This is a genomic window from Lignipirellula cremea, assembly GCF_056501455.1.
The window spans coordinates 1,485,845-1,512,815 of record NZ_CM151415.1 but is presented as its reverse complement, the minus strand read 5'-3'; the positions used below and the strand labels follow the sequence as shown (position 1 = coordinate 1,512,815).

Here is a 26,971-nt window from a genome sequence, read left to right as displayed (position 1 = left end):
GGTACACTTTGGCGGTCGCGCTTACGCGGCCGCAGATAGTAAGTGACGGTCGCGCTTACGCGGCCGCGCCTTCGACGTCGCGAAGTTCCACGGCGTCGAGCAGCAAGTCCAGGTCCAAGATCATGACGATGCGATCGCCCAGGCGACCCATCGCCGAACAGCAGGTGGCCGTGCCGCCCGCGATGTCGGGCGTCGCGGAGACGTCCGCGGGCTGAAGTTCCAGCACGTCCGACACGGCGTCGACCAGCAGTCCGACGACGCGCGAGCCGACGTTGACGACGATTACGACCGAGAACTGGTCGTACGGTCTCTCGGGCATGCGAAACCGGGCGCGGAGGTCGATCGTGGGGACGACCGTACCGCGCAGGTTCAGCACGCCTTTGACGAAGTGCGGAGCGTTGGGCACGGGCGTGATCCGCGTGAAACCCTTGATCTCCTGGACGAACAGGATGTCGATCCCGTACTCCTCGTCCTGAATCGTGAACGTCAGCAACTGCCGCGACCCGGGGGCGTCACGTACGCCGATCGCGTCGGCAGCCAGATCGTTCTGCATAGCGAACTCTCTTTCTAGGGAAGGAACGAAACGGGAAAGCGATAACGGATCAGGCGCCGCGCGCGGCACGGCTGACCAGCGCGGGCACGTCCAGAATGAACGCCACGCGACCGTCGCCCAGGATCGCGGCGCCGGCGATGCCGTCGATGCGGCGATAGTTGGCTTCGAGACTCTTGAGCACCACCTGCACCTGACCGGCCAGTCGATCGGCGGTCAGCGCCGCGTAGCGCCCGTCGTGCTCGACGACGATCGCGATGCCTTCGGTCAGATCCGGGCTTCTGGCCGGCAGATCGAACAGGCGATCCAGGCGAATGATCGGCGCTGCATGACCGCGCAGCAGGAGCATCTCGTGCGCTCCGGCCATCGTGCGGATCCGGTCCGAGCCGGGTCGAAGCGATTCGACGACCGACAGCAGCGGCGCGATCGCCACGGCGTCGCCGATCTCGATCGCCAGTCCGTCGAGCACCGCCGTGGTCAGCGGAAGCGTGATGCGGAATTCGCAGCCTCCGCCCCGTTCGCTGCGGACGGCGATCGACCCGCCCATGGCGTCCACGTTGCGGCGGACGACGTCCAGGCCGACGCCGCGACCGGAAAGGTCGGTGACGACCTCGGCGGTCGAGAAGCCCGGTCGAAAAATCAGATCGAGGGCCTGACTCTCGGATAGCTCTTCGTCCTTGCGAACCAGCTTCCGGTCGACGGCCTTGCGGCGGATGCGATCGACGTCGAGCCCCTTGCCGTCGTCGGCCAGCGTCAGGACGACGTTCTGTCCCTCCTGCTTCACGGCCAGGCGAATCGTCCCTTCGACCGATTTCCCGGCGGCGGTCCGTTCCGCAGGAGCTTCGACGCCGTGATCGGCGGCGTTGCGGATCAGATGAGTGAGCGGATCGACGATCTGTTCGACCAGGCGCTTGTCGAGTTCGACCTCGCCGCCGGTCAGCGCCAGGTTAAGCGGCTTGCCCAGGCTGTCCGATAGATACCGGATCAGACGCGGCAATCGGCGAAGTCCCGTCTCGATCGGAACCATCCGGAGCGCGAAGACGTGCTCCTGGACCACGCGCGTCGTGCGACCGACTTCCGAGAGCGCGTCGGTCAGCGTCGCCGCGACCTCCGGCGGAGCCAGGCCGATCAGTTCCTTCAGCGCCGAGTTCGCGATCGCGAGTTCGCCCGCCAGGTTCAGCAGCGACTCGAGCTTCGCCACTGCGACGCGGATCGATTCGTTTCCTTCCGCAGGCTTGTCCTGTTTCGCATGGCCGACGTCGTGCGACGACGCGGCGTCGGTTTCCCTCGCCGCGGCAGACTCAGGCGCCGCAGGAAGCGTTGCGGGCGCTGGGTTCGCGGCGGCGTCGATCGATTCTTCAGAAGCAGGATCGCCGATCGAGGTCTTCAACCGATGCAGCAGCTCATGCGAATTCGCAGGCGCTTCGCCGATTCCGCGTGCCGCTTCGAGCATCGCGGTCAGGCAGTCGAACGACGCCAGCAGCAGATCCGCATGGGACGCCGCGTCGGACCTGCCGTCGCGAAGCGCGTCGAGCAGCGATTCGATGCCGTGCGTGAACTCGGCCTCGGTCGCGAGACCGAACATCGCGCAGTTGCCCTTGATCGTATGGGCCGCGCGAAAGATGCGATGGAGCAGGTCCTGATCGCCGGCGGAACTCCGCAGGGAGCCGAGCCCCTGCTCGATGGCGTGCAGGTGCTCGGAGCACTCCTCGAAGAACTCGTCGAGCAGATCGCCCGTTTCGACTAGCGTCGCCATGCCCGAGCCCTATTGAGCGCTGACCGATGGAACATCGGCGCAGCGCGGGCAGTCGCGCAATTAAGCGAACGGCTCGAAGATCGTTCCGCGGCGACTGCCCTCGGTCGCGGCCCGACTCTCGATGTACGAGCATTGCCTACGGTTAGCGAACCGCTGCCGATTACCGGAACTTTTCCTAGCGGAGTTCGATGCGTCGACGGGTGCGCCTATGCGATCCAGACGCCGCATGCATTCGGTGACGGCTATAGGAACCACGCATCGGCGTACCGACGGGCGCAGGCGGGAAAAGCGCCGCAAGGCCGAAGGTCGTCTCCGCGGACAAGATTCTTCCTGGCGAAGCTGGACAACGGTCCGTTCGGCGTGACGATGCACCCCTCACCCCAGGCGTCCCGACAGGGAGCGCGCATCTGGGGTCGGAGATTGAGCTTTGGCGTCGTACAAGCTCACGCCGCCGATCAACGTGCTCGCGGGAGACTCCCACTTCTTCATCGGAGATTACTACCGCACGTCGCCCGGCGTTCCGACCAGCCTGGATACCGAGTCTCTACACGCAGTTTCAGATCGACTTCCGAATTCGGGAATCGCCGACTCGACGGAGCGCGATCTTCTATTCCGACCAAGGCCGCTTTCGTCCGCCGCATGCTCAACGCAGCGAACGAAAAAAGGGGCCGCCGCGGATTCCGCGACGACCCCTGCGAACGCCTTCACCAACGACGAATTGCACGGGGCAGCGAGCGTTTCGACATTTGCCGAAGTGCGTTTCGCTAAGAATGGGTATCGGTCGGCTTCGCTCAAGCCATCAGTCAATGCCGATTGAATTCTTTCCTGTCCTGCCCGGTGAAGGGTTAGATTAGGCTCCCGTAGAAGAGACTCCTGCATTCTTCGGAGACGCATCGACCATGCTTCGACGCGCGATCCTTCTCTGCGTTGGACTGACTCTGTTCGCTTGCAGCGCGACGAGCGCCGACGACTTGCGGGCGGGCGTCTTCGACATCGACGTCTCGCCGCCGCTCGGCAGCCCGCTGGCGTACGATCCGACGAAAGGGATCGAGACGTCGCTGCGCTGCCGGGGCGTCGTGATCGCCGGCGCCGGAGAGCCGATCGTGCTGTGCGCGCTCGACTGGATCGGCGTCGGCAACGGCGGCTACGAAGCCTTCCGCACGCGACTGGCGTCTGCCGCGGGAACCTCGCCCCAGCGCGTGGCCGTCCACGCCTTGCACCAGCACGACGCTCCGGAGGTCGACTTCGACGCCGACGAGCTGCTCGCCCAGCACGGTTTGCGGGGCGCGGGCTTCGACGTTCCGTTCGCACGCGACGCCGTCGATCGGGCGGCCAAGGCGGTCGAACGAGCGCTCGCCTCCGCCGAACCGGTCACGCATCTGGGACTCGGCGTAGGGATCGTGGAGGAGGTCGCGTCCAACCGCCGGATCCTGGGCGAGGACGGAAAGGTGCTCCACACTCGCTACACGGCGACCCGCGACCCGGCGGTTCGTGCCTTCCCGGTCGGCACGATCGATCCGGAACTGAAGATGATCAGCTTCTGGAACGGCGAGCGTCCGATCGCGGCGCTCACCTACTACGCCACCCATCCGCAGAGCTATTACCGCACGGGTCTGGCCAATCCGGATTTCCCGGGACTGGCTCGGAACGCGAGAGAATCCGAAACGAAGACGCCGCACATCCACTTCAACGGCGCGGGCGGCAACATCGGCGCCGGGAAGTGGAACGACGGCTCGCCCGAGAAGCGCCAGATCCTCGCCGATCGCGTCGCCGAGGGGATGCGCAAGGCGTGGGAGAGCACGGAGAAGCAGCCGATCTCCGCCGCCGACGTCGACTGGCAGGTCGAGTCCGTCGTACTGCCCGTTTCGGAGCATCTCGACGAAGAGGCGCTGCTCGCGATCGTTCAGGACGAGTCGGCGAAGCCTGACGCACGCTTCCATGCCGCGAAGCATCTGATCTGGCTGCGGCGCTGCCGGACCGGCGACGCGATCGACGTCGGCTGCCTCTCGCTGGGCAAGGCGCGGGCGCTGCATCTGCCGGGCGAACTGTTCGTCGAGTACCAGCTCGCCGCGCAGAAGTTGCGGCCCGACCTGTTCGTCGTGATGGCGGCCTACGGCGACTATGCCATGGGCTACATCGGCACCGAGATCGCCTACAGCCAGGGGGGGTACGAGACGAGCCCCAGCGCCTCCCACGTCTCGCCCGGCGTCGAACGCACGCTGACCGACGCGATGGCCAAGCTGCTCCAGAACGAATGACGTTCAGCGATCGCACGCGTGTCTCGGTCCTGACGCCTCAGCGGATCGCGTGAGCTTCGTCGAAAAGCTTTGCGAGAAGAGAGTCGTCGCTACGACGATCGGTCGGCGCCTCCGCCGTGGACTGCCCGTTCACCCGGTTTCGACAGCGAGGAAGGCAGGCTAGTGGGCAAATCGGGCGAAAGCATTGCAATGCCCTCTTCGCGTCGATACCTCCGTATCGTGCTGCTGGTCGGATTCACCATCCTGGCCGTACTCACCGCCGTCTGCGGCTACGGGCGGTGGAGGATCCTGGGCATTTACGAGTCGAACTACAACGGCAAAGCGTTCGCGAGCGCCGCGATCGAGCTTAAGGAGTTCGTGGAAGCGACCGGTCGCTGGCCCGGGAGCGAAAATGAGTTTCTCGACCATCCACGAGAGTACTGGAACCGCGGAGATTTGCAGGAAGAAATCAGCCGGACGATCATCGTCTACGACGTCGATCTGGCGAAAGAAGACCTCGATTCGGTCGAGACGTTTCGCCTGCTGATGCCCCGGAACCCGAAGCGCTTCAACAAGTACTGGGCGTACGAGGTGGAAATACCGGAACTTCTGAAGACACTGCGCGCGGCTCGCGACGGCGAGCTTCCGCAGACCGTTCCGCTCGACGAAGCAGAGGGCATCGTCGAGTTGGAAGATGCTCTTATCGCCGAGATGGATGCACGCAGAACCGCGGAAGGCATCGAAACCACTCCGGAGCAATACCTGATCTGGTTCGAATGGATGCGAGGCGCGAGCGACTACGAGGTTATCTACGTCGATGACCGAGGGGACGCGTTCCATTCTTCCAGCATAGGCAACGAACCTGAGACGCTCCTCGTCTATCGCGACGTTCAACTTTCCCCCGAGACGCTTGCCGGACTGCTATCCCTCAAGCACGCATCGGGTTTCTCTCCGGGGTTCAGCGGCAGCGAGACGCTCATGACCGCGCAGGTCATCTGCAGTCACGAGGGAAACTGCTCCGCCCATCTCTGCAGCGTTCACAACATGAATCTGCTTCCCTGGTACCGCGAGCTCGAATCGGCTCTCGAAGCGTCAGAGGCGCGCTCCGTCGAACGCGAACATCGGCTACTTAGCTACGAGCGGAGCGCCGGGAATCCGTCGGAGATCCTGGCTGCGTGGGATCTGGACGAACTTCGCCCGACTTGGATCGCAGAGGCGTGGGAGCAGGCTGGCCAAAAAGCGGCAGAGTCCGAAGTCGATCTCAAGAAGCTGAGCATCGACGAACTGGTGGAACGGCTGGTCTCGCCCGAGCCGGAGCCGGCCACTGATCCGTTCGACGGCGACGGGCAAGTCCATCCGCAGGTCGAAGCTGCGAGCGAGGAACTCGTCGCACGCGGTCGCCCGGCAGCGTTAGCTCTGGTGAAGCATCGCGACGATCCCCGCTATTCCTGGTCGGAAGTCTGGTCGCGTCGTTTAGATCTCAGCGTCGGCGATCGAGTCATAAGGCTCGTCGAAGAGATCCTCGAGCCGGAGGTCCATGTCGAATCGCGAATGGGCGTGATCAAGAGTTATCCGCGCTTCACGAACTACCTCAGCGAAGTCGGAGTCGAGCGTTATCTGGAGTGGTCGGAAAACGCGAGCGATCAGCAGCGCGAACTGGCACTCCTGCGATGGTACGTGCAGGAAGTCGATGAGGAATACCGCAAACGAGCGCCCTTCGACTTGCCAGGGCAGGGGGCCCAGCTCGATACGCATCTCGTGCCGTTCCGCGCCCGGATCGCCGAACTCGAAGCGGCTGGCGTCGCCGCAATTAGGCTCTGTTTTGAAACGCCTCAATTCGTGCGAGGGATGGCGAGTCGCAGCAGTCTTCTGAGGAAGGCGAGTTTGATCATGCCGCCGAAGTTGACGGCCGTCTTGTCGAATCGCGAGAAGACCCGGCGGAACTCCTTCAGCCAGCCGATCAGCCGCTCGACGACGTTGCGGCGACGATAGGCTTCGCGGTCGAACTCGACCGGCCGCGCGTCGAGATCCTCGTTCTTCTTCGACGGCACGACCGGACGGATGCCCGTTTCGAGCAGACAGGCGTCGATCCAGTCGGCGCGGTAGCCCTTGTCGCCGGCGATCGCGACAGGCCAGGCGACCGGCGTCCCTTCGTCGTCGACCAGCCGCTCGTCGGCGCCGGCCAGCAAGTCCTCGAACGCCGTCGTCTCGTGAGCCTGTCCTGCCGTCAGGTGGAAGTGCAGCGGCAACCCGCGACCGTCGCAGAGAACGTGAATCTTCGTGGAGAACCCGCCGCGAGAGCGGCCTAACGCGTGGTCGCGAGGCTCGCGCGCGTCCGTTTTTTTCCGCCGCCCGCGGCGCAGCGATGAGCACGCACGATCGTCCCGTCGACGCACCAGAGGTCGAGCGCCAGGTTCCCGACGTCGACGTGAGCGGCCTGCAGACGTCGCACGATCTCGTCGAGCGTGCCGTCGGAGTTCCATTGGTTGAACAGTCCGTAGACCGTCTCCCACGGCCCGAAGTCCGATTCCGGCAGATCGCGCCAGCGACAGCCCGCCCGAGCGATCCACAGCATGCCGTCGAGCGCCTGCCGCCAGTTCGATCGCGGACGGCCCGTCTTCGCCGGCGGCGGAAAGACGTCCGCGAGCAGCTCCCATTCGTCGTCCGTCAAACGCTCGTCGACCATCGCCGCGCCCTCCTGGCCAGTCCACGTCCGTCGAAAGAACTATCTTGCGACGAGCGATCGGGATCAGGAAAGTGCAGTTCTCAAACAGAGCCTAGCGGGGACTGGACGTCGATCGCACGGTAGTTACCCCTGCACCTGAACGTCCGCCCGCTCGCGCATCGCACCATACACGACGGTGCCGGCGTCTGCCAAAGAAGTCCCGACCCGGGCTTGGGTGGTGACGATCCTCCTTCAGCTCGTCACCGACAGCAGGTTTAACAGCCCGTTGATTTTCGCCCTGCCTGCGCTATCCTCGCGTGATCTCGACGCGGGGGAGGAATCGCGATGGGCTTGGGCAAGCGGAAGCGGGAGACGCAGGGGACGTTCTGGGTTCCGACGGACAAGCTGGGGAGCGGTCCGCGAAACGTCTTCTACGACCGTCTGAACGGGCTGCTGGCCGAGATCGAATTCGACGGACGGCTCGAAGAGGCGGCCGCTCCGTACTACGAAACGACGGGGCGAAAGAGCCTGGCGCCGGGCGTCTACTTCCGGATGCTGTTCATCGGTTACTTCGAGGGGATCGACAGCCAGCGCGGCATCGCCTGGCGCTGCGACGACAGTCGCTCGCTGGCCCGTTTCCTGGGCTTCGGTCCCGGCGAGGAGACGCCGGACCATTCGACGCTCACGCTGACGCGAAACCGGCTGCCGCTGGAGATCCATCAGCTCGCGTTCGACCTGGTTCTCGGCCTCTGCCACGAGAAGGGTCTGCTCAAGGGCAAAACGCTCGGCGTCGACGCCAGCGATCTCGAAGCGAACGCTTCGATGAAGTCGATCGTCCGCCGGGAGAACGGCGACGACTGGCAGGAGTACGTTCGCAAGCTCTACGAAGCCGAAACGGGCGTAAGCGACCCGGACGACGAGGAGCTGCGCCGCTTCGACAGGAAGCGGAAGGACAAGAAGGTCTCCAACGACGAGTGGGTCAATCCGCACGATCCCGACGCTCGGATCGGGAAGATGAAGGACGGTCGCACGCATCTCAAGTACAAGGTCGAACACGCCGTCGATCTGGAGACGGACGTGATCGTCGCGGCGGAAGTCTACGAAGGGACCGCCGGCGACTGCCGGACGATCGAAGATACCGTGAACGCCGCGCGAACGAACCTGCGCGAGGCGGGCACGGGCTGCGACGTGGAAGAGGTCGCGGCGGACAAGGGCTATCACAGCGAAGAGTCGCTCGACCGGCTGCAGCACGAGACGCACGTGCGGACGTATATTCCGCAGCCGAAGCGAGCGAAGTCTCGGAAGCGAAAACGCAAGCCGCCGAGTCGTCAGGCGGCCTATCGTCGCAATCGCCGGAACGCGCGCGGACGTCGCGGTCGCAGGCTGCAGCGTCTACGAAGCGAGAAGGTCGAGCGGACGTTCGCGCACGTGCTCGAAACGGGCGGCGGCAGGAGAACCTGGCTTCGCGGGCTGGCCAAGATCCGCAAGCGCTACCTCGTCGCCGCCGTCGCTTACAACTTGGGACGGATCCTGCGCCAACTCCTCGGCGCCGGTAAGCCGAAACAGTTCGGAGAACTGGGAGCAGCGCTTTCCGCCGCGTTTGGGCTCTCCAGCTTCGCTGATTTCGCCGTCGGATCGCATCGAGCGATCTTAAGCATCTCGGTCGCCGTCCGGCTCCCGCTCCTGATGCCTCGACGCTCAGCGACCTTTTGAACGCTCAGGCTCTCGCGAACAGGGAAATCAACGGACTGTTAAGCGAGAGCGGCCATTTCCGCATGCGGAAAAGAGCCGGGAAGCAGGCGGACAGTAAGAACAGCGGTGTGTTTTACCAAAGGTTAAGCGCGCATAAGCCTTTCATGTCAAGATCCTTTCTTCCCTGGATCACCGAGGAGTCCAGGCACTTTTCCGGTCGAGATGTCAAGTCGCGCCCGCACGTCCGAGTTCGTCGGACCCTGGATAAGCATCTGCTCGTAGCGGCGTCAGTAGTTCCGCGAAACAGTGCCTTTTCGATGCGGCAGCCAGGCTTCCCAGCCGCCGCTACGTCCTCCGCCGCCCCGCGCGAAGCGGTTCCGCGTGGCGAAGCGTGCAGGAGGCTCCGTGATCGGGAGACGCGATCCCGACGCACCGATACCTGCAGTCATCGGCGTCCACGTCCTGTACGATACGAAGAGGGGCTGAGCATAGCTACTTCGTTTCTCGACTCGAGCACCAAGTTGAATGAACTCCGCCTCACGGTCGTAGCGGGATTTCACTTCGCGATTCTCGTTAGTGAGCTGGTCGTCGAGCTCTTGAACGGATCAGAGCTCCAGCCAATCGACCGGACAGGCGCCCAGTGGCGTTTCATGCCGCACGAGTTTCCGCCGTGGGCCGCGGTCTATCAGCAGGCCCGGCGCTGGCTCGCGGCAGGCGTCTTCGAGGCCATGGCGCACGACCTGCGGGAGCTCGCTCGAACGTTGCAGGGTCGGAGCGCCCAGCCGACCGCCGCGATCCTCGACGGTCGCACGCTCCAGTCGACCCCCGAGAGCGGCGGTCGCGCGGGCTACGACGGCGCCAAGCGGAAGAACGGCTCGAAGGTTCATGCAGCGGTCGATACGCTCGGCCATCTGCTGGCTCTCACGGTCACGTCCGCGAACGAACAGGAACGGCAGCAAGTCGCCGCTTTGGCCGAGCAGGTGCAGGCCGCAACCGGCGAAACGGTGACTCTGGCCTACGTCGACCAGGGCTACACGGGCGAAGCCGCCCGCGACGCCGCGGCGGCGAAAGGAATCGAACTGGAAGTCGTGAAGCATGCGACCGCGAAACGGGGGTTCGTGCTGTTGCCTAGACGATGGGTCGTCGAGCGAACGTTCGCCTGGCTCGGTCGCTCACGGCGACTGGCCCGCGACTACGAACGACTCGCCGAAGTCGTCGCCGGCTGGCATTGGCTCGCCATGACCGCGATCCTGCTCCGACGACTCGCCGAACACCTGCCTGAAAGTTCATAACAGGCTCTAGGACCAGCGACGCCATCAGCGCTCCAGCCGCGGCGATCGTCCGCAGGATGCGTCGCCGTGCCTGCCGCTGCAATCGATGTCTCAGCAGGTCGAGTTCGACTCCCAAAGTCGCTGCGATCAGCTTCTGAATGGCCAGCTGCCAGCCGTCGCCTCCCTCGCGAAGGTCCGCCGCTAGAGGTTCCGCACTGGAGCCGGTCGCTAGCAGTCCGTTGATTTCCCTGGTCGCGAGAGCTTGAGCGTTCAAAAGGTCGCTGAGCGTCGAGGCATCAGGAGCGGGAGCCGGACGGCGATCGAGATGCTGAGGATCGCTCGATGCGATCTGGCGGCGAAATGGGCGAAGCTGGAGAGTCGAAAAGTGGCAGAAAGCGCCTCGCACAGGTCTCCGAACTGTTTCGGCTTGCCCGCTCCGAGCAGTCGCCGCAGGATCCGTCCGAGGTTGTAGGCGACGGCGGCGACGAGATAGCGCTTGCGGATCTTCGCGAGCCCGCGAAGCCAGGTCCGACGCGATCCGCCGGTCTCGAGCACGTGCGCGAACGTCCGCTCGACCTTCTCGCTTCGTAGACGCTGCAGCCTGCGACCGCGGCGCCCGCGCGCGTTCCGGCGATTGCGACGATAGGCCGCCTGACGACGAGGCGGCTTGCGTTTTCGCTTCCGAGACTTCGCTCGCTTCGGCTGCGGAATATACGTCCGCACGTGCGTCTCGTGCTGCAGCCGGTCGAGCGACTCTTCGCTGTGATAGCCCTTGTCCGCCGCCACCTCTTCCACGTCGCAGCCCGTGCCCGCTTCGCGCAGGTTCGTCCGCGCCGCGTTCACGGTGTCCTCGATGGTCTGGCAGTCGCCCGCGGTCCCTTCGTAGACCTCCGCCGCGACGATCACGTCGGTCTCCAGATCGACGGCGTGCTCGACCTTGTACTTCAGATGCGTCCGCCCGTCCTTCATCTTCCCGATGCGGGCGTCGGGATCGTGCGGGTTGACCCAGTCGTCGTTGGAGACCTTCTTGTCCGTCCGCTTCTTGTCGAAGCGACGAAGCTCCTCGTCGTCCGGGTCGCTCACGCCCGTCTGGGCTTCGTACAGCTTGCGAACGTACTCCCGCCAGTCGTCGCCGGAGTCGCGCCGGACGATCGACTTCATCGCAGCGTTCGCTTCGAGATCGCTGGCGTCGACGCCGAGCGTCTTGCCCTTCAGCAGTCCCTTCTCGTGACAAAGGGCGAGGACCAGTTCGAACGCGAGCTGGTGGATATCCAGCGGCAGACGGTTCCGCGTCAGCGTGAGCGTCGAATGGTCCGGCGTCTCTTCGCCAGGGCCGTAGCCCAGGAAGCGGGCCAGCGAGCGACTGTCGTCGCAGCGCCAGGCGATGCCGCGCTGGCTGTCGATCCCCTCGAAGTAGCCGATGAACAGCATCCGGAAGTAGACGCCCGGCGCGAGACCCTTTCGTCCGGTCGTCTCGTAGTAGGGCGCCGCGGCCGCTTCCAGCCGCCCGTCGAAGTCGATCTCGGCCAGCAGCCCGTTCAGCCGATCGTAGAAGACGTTTCGCGGACCGCTCCCCAGCTTGTCCGTCGCAACCCAGAACGTCCCCTGCGTCTCACGCTTGCGTTTACCCAGGCCCATCGCGATTTCTCCCCGCGTCGAGATCACGCGAGGATAGCGCAGGCAGGGCGAAAATCAACGGGCTGCTAGGCCGTTCGAATCGAACTCAGTAACAAGAGCAGGCGGGAAACATTCCAGTCGCGCGTCGAAGCCCCGCTTTTCAGCGTTAGGTTCGCCGCGAAGGAGCAGGGCGAAAACCTTGGAGCCTCGCCCCATCGCTTTGAAGCGGCGTATCTCTTCGTTCACGTACGGGGAAGTCGACGACGACGGCGAACATAAGACGATGATGCATGCCGATTTGGAGAGCGCTGCCTGAATCGCATCGTCCAACTTCGCCGCGCTCGCGAACTCTTCTCGATCGAGAAAGATGGGAGCTCAAGACTTCGGGAGCCCCATTCGTTTCGCGTAGTTTCGTCCGATTGACCTTGGCGGGGAAAACCGTTCCAGCGCTTTATGCACACGCTGAGCGATCGCCGAGTCCGCGTGCGAATAGCTGATGAGTGCTTTGTAGCGAGCGCCTCCGGAGGAATCAGCAGACATCAGAGAATGCACCTTCCTAACGGTCGACAATCAACGTCAAGGCTTGTTTGGATCTACACAGTTTAACGCAGTAGTTCCTCCCACATCGATCTCTGCCGCTTCCAGTCCGGCTCCCCCGCGATCGGCTGCAGCTGCATCACCGTCAGCGGCGCCCGTCCCTTCTCGATCGCCGGCAGGTACAGCACTTCCTCCTGGATGTCCGGCGCGAGCAGCCGCAGGTTCATGATCTGCGTGACCCGCGCCCGCGTGACCTGAGCCAGCCGCGCGAGGTCCGCCTGGTCCGCGATTTCTCCCGTTGCCAGCAGTTCCTCGAACCGAAGCGCCAGTGCCATGAGTCTCGACACTCTCGGAACTCGTCCAGCCACACGTTCGGGACCGCTCCCGCTCCGCAGCGTTTTCCGCCCCTTGCGCCCGTTCCTGACGTGGAACGTGCTCTCGATCGTTACGCCGTGCATGTCGTCTCCTGTGCGTACTTGGCCGCGAAGGTCTCGATCCCGCTGGGCCGGTAGGTGATCGCCACCTTCCCGCAGCCGCCGTCGTAGTCGATGTTCTCGATCAGGAGTTCCAGGACCCGGGCCTGCTCCCTGGTCGAGAGGGCGTCCCACACCGGGTCGAAAGCGGCGAGCGCCTGTTCCACCGAGCGTCGGTCCAGCAGTTCTTTACCCAGCCCGGCGTGTTCCTGACGGATCTCGACCAGCCTGTTTTCCGCGGACCGGATCCAATCCTGAAGATCGGCGAGCCGTGCCGTCGCGTGGCCGTCCACGTTCGCGTCAGGCGCGTCCTGCACGATCCGGTCGACCTCCGCGTGCCGTTTCGCCAGTTCCCGCGACAGGGCCGTTCTCTCGGCGCCGAGGACCGCCATTCGTTCCTTCGTCTGTGCCCTCGCCCGGTCGATCGTTTCGCCCAGCAGGTTCGGGTCTCTGCCGATCGCCCGGATCTGTTCGACCACGAACCGCTCGATCTCGCCCGCTGGCACCGAGGGCGAGGGACAGTTCTTCCAGCCCCGCTTCTGCGCCTTCGAGCAGGTGTAGTAGCGGTAGCGTTTGCCGCCGGGTCTTGTGGTGTGGTTCGGGACCATGCTGCAGTCGCAGGGCGTGCAGCGGATCAGGCCCTTCAGCAGGGCGCCGAACTTGTTCTTGGCGGCAGATCCGCCTGCCTTGCCGTTGCGGCTGAGCAGGACCTGCACCCGCCGCCAGACCTCGGGATCGACGATCCGCTCATGCTCGCCGTCGTAGACGTCGTCGCGGTGCCGAAGCTTCCCGAGGTAGAGGACGTTCGTCAGGAGGCCGTGCAGGCTGGCCTTAGTAAATGGCAGCCCGCCTTTGGTCTGGCCTTTCTTGGTGACGTATCGCTTGTTCTTCCAGCCACGGGCGTCGAGGTCGGCGACGGTCGCCAGAATCGATTCGCGTTCCAGGTAGAGCTCGAAGATCTGCCGGACCTGAAGGGCCTCCAGGTCGTTCACCACCAGCCGGCGTCCTTCCGGCGCCACGTCGTAGCCCAGGATCGGCGGACCGCCCGACCATTTCCCTTTCCGCCTCGCTGCCGCGATCTTGTCCCTTGTTCGTTCGCTGAAGATCTCCCGCTCGAACTGGGCGAAGGAGAGGAGCACGTTCAGCATGAGTCGGCCCATGCTGTTCCCGCTGTTGATGAGCTGGGTCACACTGACGAAGGAGACCTTCTGGCTGTCGAAGGTTTCCATGATCTTCGAGAAGTCGAGCAGGGACCTTGAAAGCCGGTCGACCTTGTAGACGACCACGCAGTCCACCTTGCCGGCCTCGATGTCGGCCAGCAGGCGTCTGAGCGCCGGGCGGTCCATGTTCCAGCCGGTGAAGCCGCCGTCGTCGTAGCGGTCTGGCAGGCAGACCCAGCCTTCCTGCGCCTGGCTCTTGATGTAGGCCTCGCCCGATTCCCGCTGGGCGTCGAGGCTGTTGAAGTCGAGGTCGAGGCCTTCATCCGTGGACTTCCGAGTGTAGATGGCACAGCGGATCGTGGGGGCAGTTTGCCGCGGTCGTGGTTTCGTCATTTCGCTTTCTCCTGAGGCAGGCCGAAGAACCGGTAGCCGCTGCAGTGCGACCCGGTGATGGACTTGGCGACGGCGGAAAGGGTGCCGAACCGTTCGCCCTCGAACTCGAAGCCGCCGTCGAGCACGCGGACCTCCAACTGGCGGCCCTTGTAGCGGCGGACGATCGTCGAGCCGGGGATGGGGACGCGATCGGCGGAGAGGATCAGTTCTGGCTCTGGGCGAGCCTTGGGAGCGACTACCCGCACGTCGGCGTCGTTGGCGATCTCACGGGCACGCCGTCTGGCCCGTTCCGACAGGTCGCCCTCTTCCAGCGCCTGCATCCGCCAGACGATCCGGCGGACCAGCCACTGCTTGTGGCGCCCGTTGGTGAGTTCGCCATAGACCTCGGCGTACTTCTCGCGCAGGTCGTTCACGGTCAGCCGCTCCAGCGCGGCGACCTCCTTCTTCACGTTCATTTCGGACGTCTCCAGAGAGCGGAACCGTTAACTCGCACGCACACTGAGCACGGTTTCGGAAACGACCTCAAGCGGTGATGGCGGCGATGTGACGTCAGCCTCGGAGCAGACTGGCGGCGCGGTCGGCACGTCCGGCAGAACTTGACGGCGAAGTCTCAGAACGCCGGCGGCAAAAATGCCAGCCAGCTCAGATAGGCGTTCGTCAGGGGACAGCGAAGCAGGGTCGTCGGTGGATCGCATGGGCGGACCTCCAGAAGGAGAACCGCAGCGACCTACGTTGGACGACCGGAGGCTGCCAGGAGCAGAAGGCTCAAGAGGTAGTTACACGGGAGGAGGGAGAAGTGACGAGGAAAAGTGTTCGTCTTTCCGTCGTGACATCCGTCGTCAAACGCGAGAACAGCCATTACGGCGACGAGTGGACGCAGGTACATGACGGGTGCGAGGCGTCTCTTCCAAAGGAACAGAGCCTAGAACAGCAGCGCGAACGCGAAGAAGACGGGGAACAGAATCGTTCCGGTGGGACCGAGCATTAGCGAGTAGGACGCCGATACGATAGCGACCACTTGCCAAGCCCCGAAGCCGCGTCCCTGCAGTCTCGGTATTGCGGCGCCTCGATACACCAGTTCCTCGCAGAATCCCGCCGTTGTGGACACGCCGATCCAAGCTAGCTTCTCGGCGAATGAGGCGGAATAGAAAGCCATGGACGCGTGTTTGTGATCGCATGGCCGGGCTCGAAGACCTACCATGGCCGCATGAAGGACCTGAAGTATTTTGACACGCACCGGCACGCGACCTGGCTAGAGCTGTTCTTTGACCTGATTTTCGTCGTCGCCCTGCGTGACGCCGGCGAGATCCTGATCGAAACGCACGACGGCCACATCGCCCCGCAGCAGTTCCTGCACTTCGTGCTGGTGTTCCTGCCCCTGTGGTGGATCTGGGTGGGACACACGATCTACGCCAATCGCTTCGACACCGACAGCCGCCAGCACCGGCTGTCGACCCTGCTGATCATGTTCCTGCTGATCGTGATCTCGGCGCAGATCTCGGCCGGCATCCAGGAACCTTACGGTTACGCGCTGGCCGTGGCCGGCTACTGCGGGGCGCGGCTGATCATCGCCGGGATGTACTTCGTCTCCCGGCGCAAGCATCACGACCGGGGTGGCTTCGCGACGCAGGTGGGCATCGTATTCGCCGTCGGCGCGACGATCAGCCTTTCCTCGATCCTGCTCGCGCCGCCTTGGAGCTACCTGGTCTTCTATGCCGGGATCGTGTTCGACATGGCCGCCCTGGTGCTGTTGAAACGGCGGCTGCATGTCGTGCCGGCGCACACGTCGCACCTGGTCGAGCGGGTCGGCCTGCTGACCATCATCATGCTGGGCGAATCGGTGATCAGCATCTCCGCGGCGCTGGCGGACATCTCATGGAACCAGTCCAACGTCATTGCCGCCGTCAGCGGATTCGTCATGGTGTCGGCCATCTGGTGGATCTACTACGACAGCTTCCCCCTGCTGGAACATCGCAAACTCACGACCGGGTACTCGATCCTCTACTCGCACTTCTTCCTGTTCGTCGGCCTGGCCGTCCTGGCCTCGCTGATCCATCATGCGATCCTGAGCGACCTTGACCCGATTGACTTCCGTCTACTGGCCGCCGTCGGCACCGTGCTGTTCTTCCTGGGCAAGCAGTACGGCTACTACATAGAGGTCCCCGAGCTGCGACCATACCTGCTGTCCAACACCGCTGCCGCGTTCGCGCTGACAGCGCTCGTGCTGCTGTTGCCGCTTGGGCTCGAGGCCATGCTGGTGGGCATCACGGCGACGATGATCTGCTATGTGCTGCTCAACCTGCGTTACCGCCACTTGGTGCGCGCCGGGTAGGTGCCGACCTGAGCCGCTGCTCGAACGCATCCAACGCGGTGCAAGCGGTGGCTGCCAGGAGCAGAGGGCTCAGAAAGGAGTTACACGGAAGGAAGGAGAAGTGACGGAAGCGACGCCCCCTCGTCATAAACGTGCATCCGCATCCAGAATTGCGTTTGCTCACGCTTCGCTCGAGCCAGCCGCAAAGAGCATTACCGATTCGCGGATGAGCGAATGGATTCAAAAAGTAGCTCGCGCTTCCGCTAAAGGTTCTAGACCGCGATGCAAGCTGGAAATCAGGGCATACGTAGAGGCGAAGAGGCCGCTGCATGCTTTGACGGGTGTGAAGAGTCGGAATATTCCGACTCCACCGAGCAAGGCTGGTAAAGGATTGGCGCTGCCAAGCCTCAGGAAACTTTTTGGTCCAGCTTAGCGCTGCACCATTGCTCCGTACTCGAGTCTGTGCGGCGTTCGGGCAGCCGCCGCACTGCGTTTCGAGCTTCGAAACGTCACTACTCCAATTTGCGTTCGTGACGTTCAAGCAGTTCGGCTGCCCGAATTCGATGCCGCGTGCATTAGGGGGCAGAGCCGTTGGACGCTTCGAAGTGCGATCTCATCGATTTCAAACCGACCCTTTCGCCCGCCCTTCTCGGGCCGATCGCCGCTTTCGATCGCGGAGGTCCGCCCGCGCGGCTCGTAGCGCTGGACGTCGAGGGAACGGTCGTCTCCGTGTCGGCCGACGAAGTTCCCGGCCTGCTGTTCGATGACCGACCGCTGCGGATCGGCGATCGCTACGTCCAGGCCCTCCGCGCGACGACCCGTCATCGAGAACGGGCGTTGCAATTCGCGGACGCCGTCGAACTGGTCCTGGCAGGCGAGATCGACGCGTTCGCGGTAGCGACGGAATCTTCGACAGCGGACGAGGAACTCTTCGTCAGGCGTCTGCCGTCAGGTCCCGTGCGTGCCATTCTCGAACGGCGCGCCTTCGCCAAGCCCTCGTCTGACGGCGCTCTCGCAGAGCGAGAGATGCTTGCGCTCGTGGCCCGGCTCACCGACAACGCCGTCATCATCACGGATGCTGACGGACGAATCGAATGGGTGAACGCGGGCTTCACTCGCATCACCGAGTACGAACTCCAGGAAGTGATCGGAAAGACTCCGGGTTCGTTTCTTCAGGGACCGGCGACCGATCTGAGAACGGTCCACGTGATGCGAGAAGCCCTCCATCGGCGCGAGGGGTTCGACGTGCAGATCCTGAACTACGCCAAGTCGGGGCGGCAGTACTGGCTCAACATCGAAGTCAGGCCTGTCCTAGACGCGGCAGGCGAGGTCGTACGATTCATCGCGATCGAATCGGACATCACGGCGATGCGGGATAAGGAATCGCAGCTTCGCGCAGCGGCTCTCCAGGCGCGCGATCTCGCTCGCGACGTCGAGCGAAGTCAGCAGTTGCTGGATCTCGCCGTTCGCGGAGCCGACCTGGCCCTGTGGCAACTGAACCCCATAACCGGCGAGGGCTCTCGTTCCGACCGCTGGCTTTCCATGCTCGGATACGACGACGAACTTCCCACCGGCTACGCGACGTTCGCCTCTCTGCTGCATCCCCTCGACAGCGCTAGGGTCGACGCGGCTCTCGAAGCCTGCGGGAAAGGCGAAGCCGCGACTTACGAATGCACGTTCCGCATACGACACAAGGATGGCTCGTATCGCTGGGTGCGATCCCGCGGCGGCGTCCTCGAACGAACGCCGGAGGGCGAGCCGAAGCTGATGGCCGGCACCGTCCAGGACGTGCATGAGGAAATGATCGCGACCGAAAGGCGGGAGGCCGAGCACGCGCTTCTGCAAACCGTGCTCGCCAGCGTACCCGCATCGATCTTCTGGAAAGACCGTGACTTCCGGTATCTCGGTTGCAACGAGGCCTTCGCCAGGGATGCCGGTCTCGCTTCGCCGTCTGCGGTCGTCGGCTTGGAAGATGCCGACTTGCCGTGGCGAAAGGACCAGTCGGATGGCTACCGCGCTGACGACCGGGAGGTGATGGAGACCGGCCAGCCGCTGATCGGACGCGAAGAGATGCAGCGATGCGCGGGCGGGCGACTTCAACATCTCCTCACGAGTAAGACCCCGCTCGTGGACGCTACGGGCGCCCTGAGGGGCGTGCTCGGGATCATTCAAGACGTCACGCCGCTCAAGCACGCGGAGCGAGCTGCCCGGGAGGCGGAGGAACGCGTCCGGTCGGTTTTCCGCTCGGCTGCCGACGCGATCCTGGTGCTGCACTCCTCTGGCACGATCGTCGAGGCGAACGACTCTTCGGAAGCATTGTTCGCCCTTCCCTCCGAGAAACTTCTGGGACAGTGCGTCGAGAGTTTCCTGCCCGGCGTGATGGATGCCGTCCGTTCGGACGCGGCGAAAACCGATCGCGGAGCGGAACTTCGATTTCGCCGGGAGGTCGAGGCGGTCGACGCCGGCGGGCGTCGATTCGCGGTCGAGCTCTCGGTAAGCGCGTTCGAGGACGAGGACCATCGGTACTACACCTGCATTCTTCACGACGTCACAGAGCGGCATCGCGTCCAGTCTCGCGCAGCCGCCTTCGCGCGGGTCATCGACGAGTCTCCCGCGGAGGTCTACCTCATCGATGGGGAGACGCTTCAGTTCATCGAGGTGAATCGAGGAGCCTGCCAGAACCTCGGACACGAGAAGCACGATCTCATCGGGCTTCGTCCGTTCGACGTCAACCCGGACTGCGACGAGGTCATCTTCCGACGACGACTCGAAGAGGTGGAACGCCGTCCTGACCGACGCCTCGAGTACGACGCCCGATTTCGACGCAAGGACGGCAGCGTCTACCCGGTTCATATCTGCCTCAGCCGAAGCACGATGGAAGAGCGCGCCGTCTATCTGGCGCTCGCGACGGACCTCACGAAGCGGGAAGAGCAAGAACGCCAGTTCGCTCAGGCGCAAAAGCTGGAATCGCTGGGCGAAATGGCCGCGGGCATCGCGCACGAAATCAACACGCCGATGCAGTACGTCAGCGGCAACGTCGAGTTCCTGAAGAACTGCTACGAGCGTCTCTTCGCGGTCGTCGACAAGTACGGCGAGTGCATGAATGCGCCCGCCGCGGATTGGGATAAGCGACGACGAGAGACCGAGCAACTCATCGAGCAGACCCGTTTCCGGCACATTCGATCGGAGGCCCCCGCGGCCATCGAGGAGGCTGCTGAAGGCGTTCAACGCGTCATCGACATCGTCAGGGCGATGCAGACCTTCTGTCACCCGGGCACGGCGGAGAAGGTCCCGACAGATCTTAGACGTCTTCTCGCGAGCGCCGCGATTCTGACTCGCAACCGCTGGAAGTATCTGGCGTCGCTGGAACTGGATCTCGCGACCGATCTTCCGGAGGTGCCCGCGCTTCCCGCCGAACTGAGCCAGGTCGTGCTCAATCTCCTCGTCAACGCGGCCGACGCGATCGCCGAGCGGCTGGGAGAGGCGCCGCTACAAGCGGGAAAAATCATCGTCCGTACGTCAGTCGATGGCGACGACGCAGTGCTCGACGTCATCGACGACGGCTGCGGCATCCGCGACGAACATCTTTACCGCCTCTTCGAGCCGTTTTTCACGACGAAGGACGTGGGCAAGGGGACGGGACAGGGACTGGCGCTCTGCTACGACGTCGTCGTGAACAAGCACGGAGGGCGAATCGAAGTGAAGAGCGAACTCGGCGTGGGCTCGCGCTTTTCGGTGCGGCTCCCGTTGCGTTCGAGGTTCGCAGAGCCTCCCCGCCTGGCCGACGACCTCGTCGTCGCGTTTCCCGAGGCCTCGGTTGCGAACGACGAAGTCGCTGACGTTCCCGTCTGATCGAGCCGCCGCCCAGCCTTCTACCCTCTCGCTTACAGGTTGCATACGCGATGAACCCGCCGATTCTCCTCGTCGATGACGACCGCGCCCTGCTCAACAGTCTGACCAGAAACTTTTCGTTCGACTTCGAACTGCGCACCGCCGAATCGGGAGGCGAAGCGCTCGAATCGATCCGACGCGAAGGACCCTTCTCCGTCGCGCTCGTCGACATGCGCATGCCGGGGATGGACGGCATCGCGTTCATCCAGAAAGCGCGCGAGATCACGCCCGATACGGTCTTCATGATGCTTACCGGAAACCAGGATCTCAGCACCGCCATGCAGGCGGTGAACGAGGGACGGGTCTTTCGCTTTCTCACCAAGCCTTGCGAAATGGGCGCCGTCGGCGCCGCGCTGCGCGCCGGCCTGCGGCAGTACGAACTCGTCACGGCAGAGAAGGAGCTGCTGCACAAAACCTTCGTCGGAGCCATCGGACTGATGACCGACGTCATCGACGTCAGTCGACCGGGCGTGAGCGCCCAAAGCGAACTCGTCGAATCGATTATGGTCTCGCTCGCCGGCGCCGCCGACGTGCCGCTACGCTGGGAATATCGAATCGCCGCCCGAGTGTCCCTTCTGGGCCTGGCCCTTATGCCGGAGGAGGAAGCCGCGCGATTTCTCCGAACGCCGCCGTCGGAACCGGAGTCCGAGCGCGTTCTGGAAGCGATCTGCGGCGCCACAGTTCGACTGACCGAGCGGATTCCGCGGCTCGGTCCCGTGGCGGAGATCCTGCGCATCGTGCCCCATGCCACGGGCGAGTTATGGAAAGATTCGACGGCCCTGTTTCCGTCAGTCGCCGGCGCCACGCTGATCCGCGCAGCGATCCACTGGACCGCGATGATGCGCTGTCGCATGGCCGTATCGACGGCCGTCCCGGATCTCTATCGGGCGATGCCGCGGCTGCCGACCGCCGTCGCCGAGGCCCTGGCTCCTCAGACCGATCTCTTCGACGACGTTCAACCGGTCTACCTGGCCGTGGACGAGCTTCGCGAAGGAATGACGCTGTTCGACGACGTGACCGGCGAAGGCGGAAAAGTCCTCATCTGTCGCGGCAGACCCCTGACGCAGTCCATCATCGAAAAGCTGCGTCTGATGATCCGAAGCGGCGAGCGCCTCTCCGGCATCGCGGTCACCGAAACGTCCTGTCCCGATGCGAACCTCGTCCGGCATTAGTCAGAGCGGACGGTCGCGCCCTCTCTCGTCCTTCTCCATCTCCCCAGTTCCGGCAATCTGGGCTGTTAACTCGTTCTGCCTGTTAACTGGAGATCGAGAGAGTTCGAGGCCGAATCTTCGGGGTTCGCTCGCGACCTTGAGGGTCAGGAGCGCACCCCGATCAAGACGGGTACGAACCAGAGACATCGGCCCGAGCGAGAGGCGTCGCCGCAAAGCTAGGCGGCAGCGGTGGTTAAACGGAAAACGCCCGGCATCTGCGAGAGACGCCGGGCGTTAACCAGTTAACAGGCGGATTTAAGGGCAATCCGCGAGGCTCCCCCGCCAGGGCTCGAACCTGGGACAAGCGGATTAACAGTCCGCTGCTCTACCAACTGAGCTACAGGGGAGTGGGTATCGAGAGAAATTTAGTAGCCGACGGCGCTTCGATCAAGGCCGGCATGCGGAAAACGAGGGCGTCGAAAGGCGATTCCCCGCTTCGCCGTCGGTGGGACCGGGAGAGTTCGACAGAATCGACCCGTTTAGCGGCGCCGAGGTTCGCGAATTCTCGCCTTCGGCGCGCGGAGGAATCATTCGGTCCTGCCGATCACGGCGCTGCCCACTTCGCCGTCGGGGCGCCGGTCGCCGGGGGGGCGATCTCGATGCGGATCGGTTCGGTCCGGGCCTTCTGGCTGACGCCGACGAACAGGCGATGAACGCCGGGCTCCAGGTCGATTTCGACTGTCGGCGCTGGTTCGAGCCGCTGATCGTCAAGCCAGATCTGAAGACCCGTCGCGTCGCCGAACTTCAGCGTCACCGGACCTGCCGTCGTCGCCTCGAGTCGCGTGCGAAGGAAAGCGGTCGGGGCGATGTCGTTGAAGGGGGAGAAGACCGGCAGGTCCTGAACCGGCATCCGGCCCGAGACCAGGCTGAAGGTCGGCTTCCACTCGAAGTCGGGCGTCTCCTTCACGATCGCGTCGAAGCTGTTGCGGTTGAACTGCCGGAACGCGGGCTGCGACCAGGGGAGATACTCCCACGTCCGGGCGAAGTCGCCCATCGGCACGGCGAATTCGCCGACCTTGCCGAGTTGCGACAGGAACGCCACCAGGTCGACCAGTTCGTCCCGCGTGAGGACGTCGACGAGGCCGTCGGGCATGAGCGACCGGCTGTCGCGGCGATCGGCGATCTGCTGCTTGTCGATCCGGACGAGCTGATTCTCGGCGGTGCGGAGGACGATTTCCGTCTCGGTCTCCTGCGTCGGCACGCCGGTCGTCACCTTGCCATCCTCGTCGAGGACGAGCTGGGCGTGGTAGCCTTCCTTTACCTTGGCGATCGGCACGATCAGCGATTCCAGCAGGTAGTCCGCCTGGGCGCTGGCGCCGACGCTGACGAGGTCCGGTCCGACCGGCAGACCCGCGCCGGCGATCGCGTGGCACTTGATGCATTGCAATGCTTCGCGGCGATAAATGGCCTCGCCCCGGTGGGGATCGCCGTCGGTCTTCACGGCGGCGACGATCTCGGCGGCGAACTCAGGCGACCACTTCCAGCCGGCGTCGGCGAGGTTCGCGGTCGCGCGAATCTTCTCGATCAGCACGTCGGACGGCTTCGGAGCCGCTTGGGCAGCACGCAGCATTCGCTTGCCGACGTCGCCGCCAATCGTCCTGCCGTCGAGCGCCGCGGAAAGAGCTTCAGCGCCTCCGTCACGCGACACGATCGCGGAGACGAAGGCTTCGACAGGAGCCTCGGATGATTCGCCGGAAGCAGATGTCGCGACGACCGTCGCGGCGCGAGGCAGGTCGAGCGAGGCGAGAGTCTCGACGGCGGTCGTGGCGAGCGCAGGCTCCGCTTGGGGGACCAGATCGGCGAGCAGCGTCGCGGCTTCCGAAGGCTCCAGCGAAACCGCCGCCGCGGCAGCCTGACGGCGCGTCGCGACGTCCACGTTCGGATCGTTCAGCGTTCGCACGATCGGATCGCGATAGCCGCTGAGCCGCCACGCCGCCGCGGCCTCGAAGGCCGCCCCCTGCGATGCGGAGTCTTGCGCTGTCATCCACGGTTTCAGCGCCGATTCGTCGAGCACGGGGCGAAGCTGCCGGGAGGCGCTGGCCTTCGCCAGACGGGCCAGATCGGACGCCTGGGCGGCAGGATTCTCTGCGGGCCTCGCGAGCAGATCCTTCGCCGCGCGGGCGATCTGTTCGGCGGTCCCTACGCGACCGATCGTTTCGTAAAGCGGTCCCGAAGCGGACGGCGCGAGCTTCGCTACCGCAAGAAACGTGACGATCGAGTCGACCGCTTCCTGCGACTGCACGCTCTTGAGCGCGAAGACCAGAGCTTCGGGCCGATCGGTCAGCAGCGGGCGATCAGTCTTCAGCGAGGGGAGCCAGACCGGCGCCAGCTCCCGCATCGACTTCCAGAGCGCGTAGTCGAGGAACTTATCCTGCGGCACGGCGGCGAGCGGCGCGATGGCTTCGACCGATTCGGGCCGCGGGATCGAGGCGAGGGCCCGCACCGCTTCGAGTTGCACGCGGGGATGCTCGTCCCGCGCGGCGGCGACCAGCCGTTCGAAGATTTCGGGATGGAGTTCGCGCCAGTGCCAGGCGATGCGGACGGCGCTCGCGCGGACATGCGGATCGGTCGAAGTCAGCGCGGCGTCGAGCAGGGCGAGGTCCGTCCTCCCGATGGTTTCGATCGTCCAGAGCGCTTCCAGCCGGGAGCGTTCCCGCTCCGACGGTTCTCCGGCTTTCCCGGCGTCGCTTTCGACGAAGTTCGCCTGCCAGGCGTGGACGGCGGCGAAGACCTCGTCGGCGTCGCGGTTCTTCAGTTCCCGCTTGGCGAAGATGCGGACCCAGCTCTCTTCCGCCGAGAGCATCGCCAGCAGTTCCTCGATCGAGGCGGCGGCGTAGTCCTTGGGCGTGAGCAGGTCGCGACCCTTGAACGTCAGGCGCCAGATGCGTCCGTGCGTGTGGTCGCGGCGGTCGTCGCGGAAGTCGACTTCGCCATGCTGGATGATCGGGTTGTACCAGTCGGCGATGTAGATGGCGCCGTCGGGTCCCATCGCCACGTCGATCGGGCGAAAGGCGACGTGCGGCGTGAGCAGGACGTCCGCCTGCTGCGTCGAGGTGTAGCCGGCGCCTGCATCATCCACGCGGAAGCGACTGACGCGGTGGCCGCGGAAGTCGTTGGTGATCATCGTGCCGCGCCAGTCCTCGGGCACGTGACCGCCCGAGACGATCTCCAGCCCGCAGTGCTTGGGGCTGCCCGGATTGAGCCCCTCGAAGCGTCGCTCGACGCCGGGCGCGGTGACGTACTCGGCCCCGCGGATGATCGGATTGATCCCTTCGCCGTAGGCGCCGTCGGTCGCGAATTGCTGGCCGAACTGATCGAACTGATGGCCCCAGGGATTCACGAAGCCGTAGCAGACCACCTCCAGGTCGAGCGTATCGGGTTGCAGGCGCCAGATGCCGCCGCCGTTGAGACGCTTCACCCCGAACGGCGTCTCGACGTGGCTATGGATGTAGATCGACTGGTTCATGTAGAGCCGGCCGTCGACGCCCCACCGCAAGGTGTGCAGCAGGTGGTGCGTATCCTCGGTGCCGAAGCCGGTAAGCACGACCCGCTTCTGGTCGGCCTTGCCGTCGCCGTCGGTATCGGAAAGGTGCAGCAGGGCCGTGCTCTCCGCGACGTAGACGCCGCCGTCGCCGGGCAGGACGCCGGTCGGGATCAGTAGGCCGTCCGCGAAGACGGTCGACTTCTCCGCGCGGCCGTCGCCGTCCTCGTCTTCCAGGACGATGATCTTGTCTTCCGGCTTCTGACCCGGCTTGATCTGCGGATAGGTCGAGCTGCTGGCGACCCAGAGTCGGCCCCGCTCGTCGAAATTCATCTGGATCGGCTTGGAAATCTGCGGATCGGATGCGTAGAGCGTGATCTCGATTCCGTCGTCCGCGACGAACGACTCCTTTTCCTGGTCAGGATCGGGAGCCGGAATGTCGGTCAGTTCCCGCTGGGCCAGCGCGGTCGCGGACCCGGCGAAAAGGGCGGCCGCGGCGCACGAGGCGGCGACCGTCATCCGAACGCCGCGGAGAAATCCGGAACGTCGCGCGTCAGGAATCGGCGGGAGAGAACGTCGAATCACCAGCGAGCCTCTTGGGAGTGACGTCAGGAACGCGAGGCTCGTTATCCGAATCGGGAGGCTCGCGGTCGACGATTAGGTTGCGTATGCAGGGCGCCGCAGCGGACGGCAGGCGAGAAGCGGGACGAGGAAGTTTTCGCATTCTACGCGGCTCCGGTCCTCCGTGCGACGCGACCTGCGGAGCGAGGCGCGCCTGTACGGCGGGGCCTTCGGTTTCGTACAATACGCTACGGGCAATCGTCGAAGCGCCTCTCCCTCCTGGCGCGGTCCACCTTCCTTCGAATTCGTGCGGAGACGCCTGCATGTCCGTCTTTCAGCTCCATGCGCCGCCGATGCGTCGGACTCGTTTCGGATCGAGTCGAACAGTCGCTGCGGCCCTGGTCGCGGCGCTGCTGGTCTTCCTCGGATGCGAACCGACGAAGTCCGCGGTCGCCGATCCCGTGTCCGATCCTTCACCTGCGGCGTCTGCCGCAGAGCCTGAGACGAGAACCCCGAAAATGGCGACGGCGACGTTCGGCGGAGGGTGCTTCTGGTGCACCGAGGCGGTGTTTCTGCGTCTCGACGGCGTGGAGAAGGTCGTCTCCGGCTACATGGGCGGCCAACTGAAGAACCCCACCTACCAGGACGTCCTGACGGGTCTGACCGGCCACGCCGAATGCATCCAGGTGACCTACGACGAGAACAAGGTCGGCTACGAAGAACTGCTGGAGATCTTCTGGAAGACGCATGACCCGACGACGCTCAACCGTCAGGGCTACGACATCGGCACGCAGTATCGATCGGTCGTCTTCTATCACACGCCTGAGCAGAAGAACCTGGCGGAGCAGTGGAAGAAGAAGCTCGACGAGTCGGAGGTTTTCGACAAGCCGATCGTGACGGAAATCTCCGCGGCATCGCAGTTCTATCCGGCGGAAGACTACCACCAGAACTACTTCGCCAAGAACCCGCAGGACCGATACTGCCGCATGACGATCGGCCCGAAGTACAAGAAGCTGGAGAAGCTCTTCGCCGACAAGCTGAAGCCGGAAGAAGACGCCAAGCGCTGAGCGGATTCGTCTGCGACGAAAGAACGCTTCGTTAACGAACGAGGGGCATGGTCGTGCGGACCATGCCCCTGTTTCGTTGATCAGTTGGCTGCTGAAAG

18 protein-coding genes, 1 tRNA gene and 1 pseudogene are annotated in these 26,971 nt (G+C 64.3%); 8 read left to right on the top strand and 12 right to left on the bottom strand.

Annotated features, from left to right (window positions below; all coding sequences use genetic code 11):
* Nucleotides 1–55: 55 nt before the first annotated feature.
* Together SH602x_RS05920 and SH602x_RS05915 are read right to left on the bottom strand one after the other, a co-directional pair.
* A complete protein-coding gene (locus SH602x_RS05920; RefSeq protein ID WP_479475907.1) occupies nucleotides 56–553 on the bottom strand; it encodes a chemotaxis protein CheW in 498 nt (165 codons plus the stop codon).
* A gap of 49 nt (nucleotides 554–602) precedes the next feature.
* The gene (locus SH602x_RS05915; RefSeq protein ID WP_479475906.1) at nucleotides 603–2,306 is read right to left on the bottom strand and encodes a chemotaxis protein CheA; all 1,704 of its coding nucleotides are present in this window, start codon (nucleotides 2,304–2,306) and stop codon (nucleotides 603–605) included.
* Nucleotides 2,307–2,733: 427 nt separating this feature from the next.
* On the opposite strand from SH602x_RS05915, the gene SH602x_RS05910 reads away from it, so the two are divergent.
* Nucleotides 2,734–3,123, top strand: a complete 390-nt coding sequence (locus SH602x_RS05910; RefSeq protein WP_479475905.1) for a hypothetical protein — start codon at nucleotides 2,734–2,736, stop codon at nucleotides 3,121–3,123.
* An 82-nt stretch (nucleotides 3,124–3,205) separates the two neighbouring features.
* Nucleotides 3,206–4,564: a hypothetical protein gene (locus SH602x_RS05905; protein WP_479475904.1), complete on the top strand. Its 1,359-nt coding sequence runs from the start codon at nucleotides 3,206–3,208 to the stop codon at nucleotides 4,562–4,564.
* Nucleotides 4,565–6,375: 1,811 nt separating this feature from the next.
* On the opposite strand, the gene SH602x_RS05900 is transcribed toward SH602x_RS05905, so the two are convergent.
* Together SH602x_RS05900 and SH602x_RS05895 are read right to left on the bottom strand one after the other, a co-directional pair.
* Nucleotides 6,376–6,939 carry an IS5 family transposase gene (locus SH602x_RS05900; RefSeq protein WP_479472975.1) on the bottom strand — a complete coding sequence of 188 codons (564 nt, stop codon included), beginning with the start codon at nucleotides 6,937–6,939 and terminating at the stop codon, nucleotides 6,376–6,378.
* Complete coding sequence (locus SH602x_RS05895) at nucleotides 6,849–7,229, bottom strand: IS5 family transposase (RefSeq protein WP_479472974.1); 381 nt, start codon at nucleotides 7,227–7,229, stop codon at nucleotides 6,849–6,851. The genes SH602x_RS05900 and SH602x_RS05895 overlap by 91 nt, the downstream gene beginning before the upstream one ends.
* 324 nt (nucleotides 7,230–7,553) lie before the next feature.
* Here SH602x_RS05895 and SH602x_RS05890 point away from each other — a divergent pair, with 324 nt between their 5' ends.
* Together SH602x_RS05890 and SH602x_RS05885 are read left to right on the top strand one after the other, a co-directional pair.
* A complete protein-coding gene (locus tag SH602x_RS05890) occupies nucleotides 7,554–8,921 on the top strand; it encodes a transposase (protein ID WP_479472661.1) in 1,368 nt (455 codons plus the stop codon).
* Nucleotides 8,922–9,511: 590 nt separating this feature from the next.
* Nucleotides 9,512–10,192 (top strand): annotated as a pseudogene (locus SH602x_RS05885) (IS5 family transposase); the annotation flags it as partial.
* A 249-nt stretch (nucleotides 10,193–10,441) separates the two neighbouring features.
* On the opposite strand, the gene SH602x_RS05880 reads toward SH602x_RS05885, so the two are convergent.
* The 6 genes from SH602x_RS05880 to SH602x_RS05855 all read right to left on the bottom strand — a co-directional run bounded on the left by SH602x_RS05880 (nucleotide 10,442) and on the right by SH602x_RS05855 (nucleotide 15,507).
* Entirely contained in the window at nucleotides 10,442–11,809 is a 1,368-nt protein-coding gene (locus SH602x_RS05880) for a transposase (RefSeq protein WP_479472927.1), read from the bottom strand.
* Between the two features lie 54 nt (nucleotides 11,810–11,863).
* Nucleotides 11,864–12,157, bottom strand: a complete 294-nt coding sequence (locus SH602x_RS05875) for a toll/interleukin-1 receptor domain-containing protein (protein WP_479477097.1) — start codon at nucleotides 12,155–12,157, stop codon at nucleotides 11,864–11,866.
* A 233-nt stretch (nucleotides 12,158–12,390) separates the two neighbouring features.
* Nucleotides 12,391–12,660 carry a hypothetical protein gene (locus SH602x_RS05870; RefSeq protein ID WP_479475903.1) on the bottom strand — a complete coding sequence of 90 codons (270 nt, stop codon included), beginning with the start codon at nucleotides 12,658–12,660 and terminating at the stop codon, nucleotides 12,391–12,393.
* Nucleotides 12,661–12,770: 110 nt separating this feature from the next.
* Nucleotides 12,771–14,351, bottom strand: coding sequence for a recombinase family protein (locus SH602x_RS05865; RefSeq protein ID WP_479475902.1), 1,581 nt, complete (start codon nucleotides 14,349–14,351; stop codon nucleotides 12,771–12,773).
* Nucleotides 14,348–14,806, bottom strand: coding sequence for a DUF2924 domain-containing protein (locus tag SH602x_RS05860; protein WP_479475901.1), 459 nt, complete (start codon nucleotides 14,804–14,806; stop codon nucleotides 14,348–14,350). Before SH602x_RS05860 ends, SH602x_RS05865 begins: the two co-directional genes overlap by 4 nt.
* Before the next feature lie 467 nt (nucleotides 14,807–15,273).
* Nucleotides 15,274–15,507 (bottom strand): CPBP family glutamic-type intramembrane protease, encoded by a 234-nt coding sequence (locus SH602x_RS05855; protein ID WP_479475900.1) that lies wholly within the window; start codon nucleotides 15,505–15,507, stop codon nucleotides 15,274–15,276.
* 51 nt (nucleotides 15,508–15,558) lie between these two features.
* Here SH602x_RS05855 and SH602x_RS05850 point away from each other — a divergent pair, with 51 nt between their 5' ends.
* The 3 genes from SH602x_RS05850 (at nucleotide 15,559) to SH602x_RS05840 (ending at nucleotide 21,725) form a co-directional block, all read left to right on the top strand.
* Nucleotides 15,559–16,683 carry a low temperature requirement protein A gene (locus SH602x_RS05850; protein WP_479475899.1) on the top strand — a complete coding sequence of 375 codons (1,125 nt, stop codon included), beginning with the start codon at nucleotides 15,559–15,561 and terminating at the stop codon, nucleotides 16,681–16,683.
* Between the two features lie 570 nt (nucleotides 16,684–17,253).
* On the top strand, nucleotides 17,254–20,514 hold the full coding sequence (locus tag SH602x_RS05845) for a PAS domain-containing sensor histidine kinase (RefSeq protein ID WP_479475898.1): 3,261 nt from the start codon (nucleotides 17,254–17,256) through the stop codon (nucleotides 20,512–20,514).
* Nucleotides 20,515–20,564: 50 nt separating this feature from the next.
* On the top strand, nucleotides 20,565–21,725 hold the full coding sequence (locus SH602x_RS05840) for a response regulator (protein ID WP_479475897.1): 1,161 nt from the start codon (nucleotides 20,565–20,567) through the stop codon (nucleotides 21,723–21,725).
* Nucleotides 21,726–22,038: 313 nt separating this feature from the next.
* Here the strand turns inward: SH602x_RS05840 and SH602x_RS05835 are convergent.
* Nucleotides 22,039–22,111: transfer RNA gene (locus tag SH602x_RS05835), tRNA-Asn, on the bottom strand.
* A gap of 197 nt (nucleotides 22,112–22,308) precedes the next feature.
* Entirely contained in the window at nucleotides 22,309–25,764 is a 3,456-nt protein-coding gene (locus SH602x_RS05830; RefSeq protein WP_479475896.1) for a PVC-type heme-binding CxxCH protein, read from the bottom strand.
* Nucleotides 25,765–26,129: 365 nt separating this feature from the next.
* On the opposite strand from SH602x_RS05830, the gene msrA reads away from it, so the two are divergent.
* A complete protein-coding gene (gene msrA / locus SH602x_RS05825) occupies nucleotides 26,130–26,873 on the top strand; it encodes a peptide-methionine (S)-S-oxide reductase MsrA (RefSeq protein ID WP_479475895.1) in 744 nt (247 codons plus the stop codon).
* The last annotated feature ends 98 nt before the right edge of the window (nucleotides 26,874–26,971 follow it).

Bases quoted from the DNA above. Each gene is read 5' to 3' on its own strand.
- msrA (WP_479475895.1), top strand. From the start codon at position 26,130: ATGTCCGTCTTTCAGCTCCATGCGCCGCCGATGCGTCGGACTCGTTTC.
- SH602x_RS05905 (WP_479475904.1), top strand. From the start codon at position 3,206: ATGCTTCGACGCGCGATCCTTCTCTGCGTTGGACTGACTCTGTTCGCT.
- SH602x_RS05860 (WP_479475901.1), bottom strand. From the start codon at position 14,806: ATGAACGTGAAGAAGGAGGTCGCCGCGCTGGAGCGGCTGACCGTGAAC.
- SH602x_RS05855 (WP_479475900.1), bottom strand. From the start codon at position 15,507: ATGGCTTTCTATTCCGCCTCATTCGCCGAGAAGCTAGCTTGGATCGGC.
- SH602x_RS05895 (WP_479472974.1), bottom strand. From the start codon at position 7,229: ATGGTCGACGAGCGTTTGACGGACGACGAATGGGAGCTGCTCGCGGAC.
- SH602x_RS05850 (WP_479475899.1), top strand. From the start codon at position 15,559: ATGAAGGACCTGAAGTATTTTGACACGCACCGGCACGCGACCTGGCTA.
- SH602x_RS05870 (WP_479475903.1), bottom strand. From the start codon at position 12,660: ATGGCACTGGCGCTTCGGTTCGAGGAACTGCTGGCAACGGGAGAAATC.
- SH602x_RS05920 (WP_479475907.1), bottom strand. From the start codon at position 553: ATGCAGAACGATCTGGCTGCCGACGCGATCGGCGTACGTGACGCCCCC.
- SH602x_RS05915 (WP_479475906.1), bottom strand. From the start codon at position 2,306: ATGGCGACGCTAGTCGAAACGGGCGATCTGCTCGACGAGTTCTTCGAG.
- SH602x_RS05840 (WP_479475897.1), top strand. From the start codon at position 20,565: ATGAACCCGCCGATTCTCCTCGTCGATGACGACCGCGCCCTGCTCAAC.
- SH602x_RS05830 (WP_479475896.1), bottom strand. From the start codon at position 25,764: ATGACGGTCGCCGCCTCGTGCGCCGCGGCCGCCCTTTTCGCCGGGTCC.
- SH602x_RS05890 (WP_479472661.1), top strand. From the start codon at position 7,554: ATGGGCTTGGGCAAGCGGAAGCGGGAGACGCAGGGGACGTTCTGGGTT.
- SH602x_RS05880 (WP_479472927.1), bottom strand. From the start codon at position 11,809: ATGGGCCTGGGTAAACGCAAGCGTGAGACGCAGGGGACGTTCTGGGTT.
- SH602x_RS05865 (WP_479475902.1), bottom strand. From the start codon at position 14,351: ATGACGAAACCACGACCGCGGCAAACTGCCCCCACGATCCGCTGTGCC.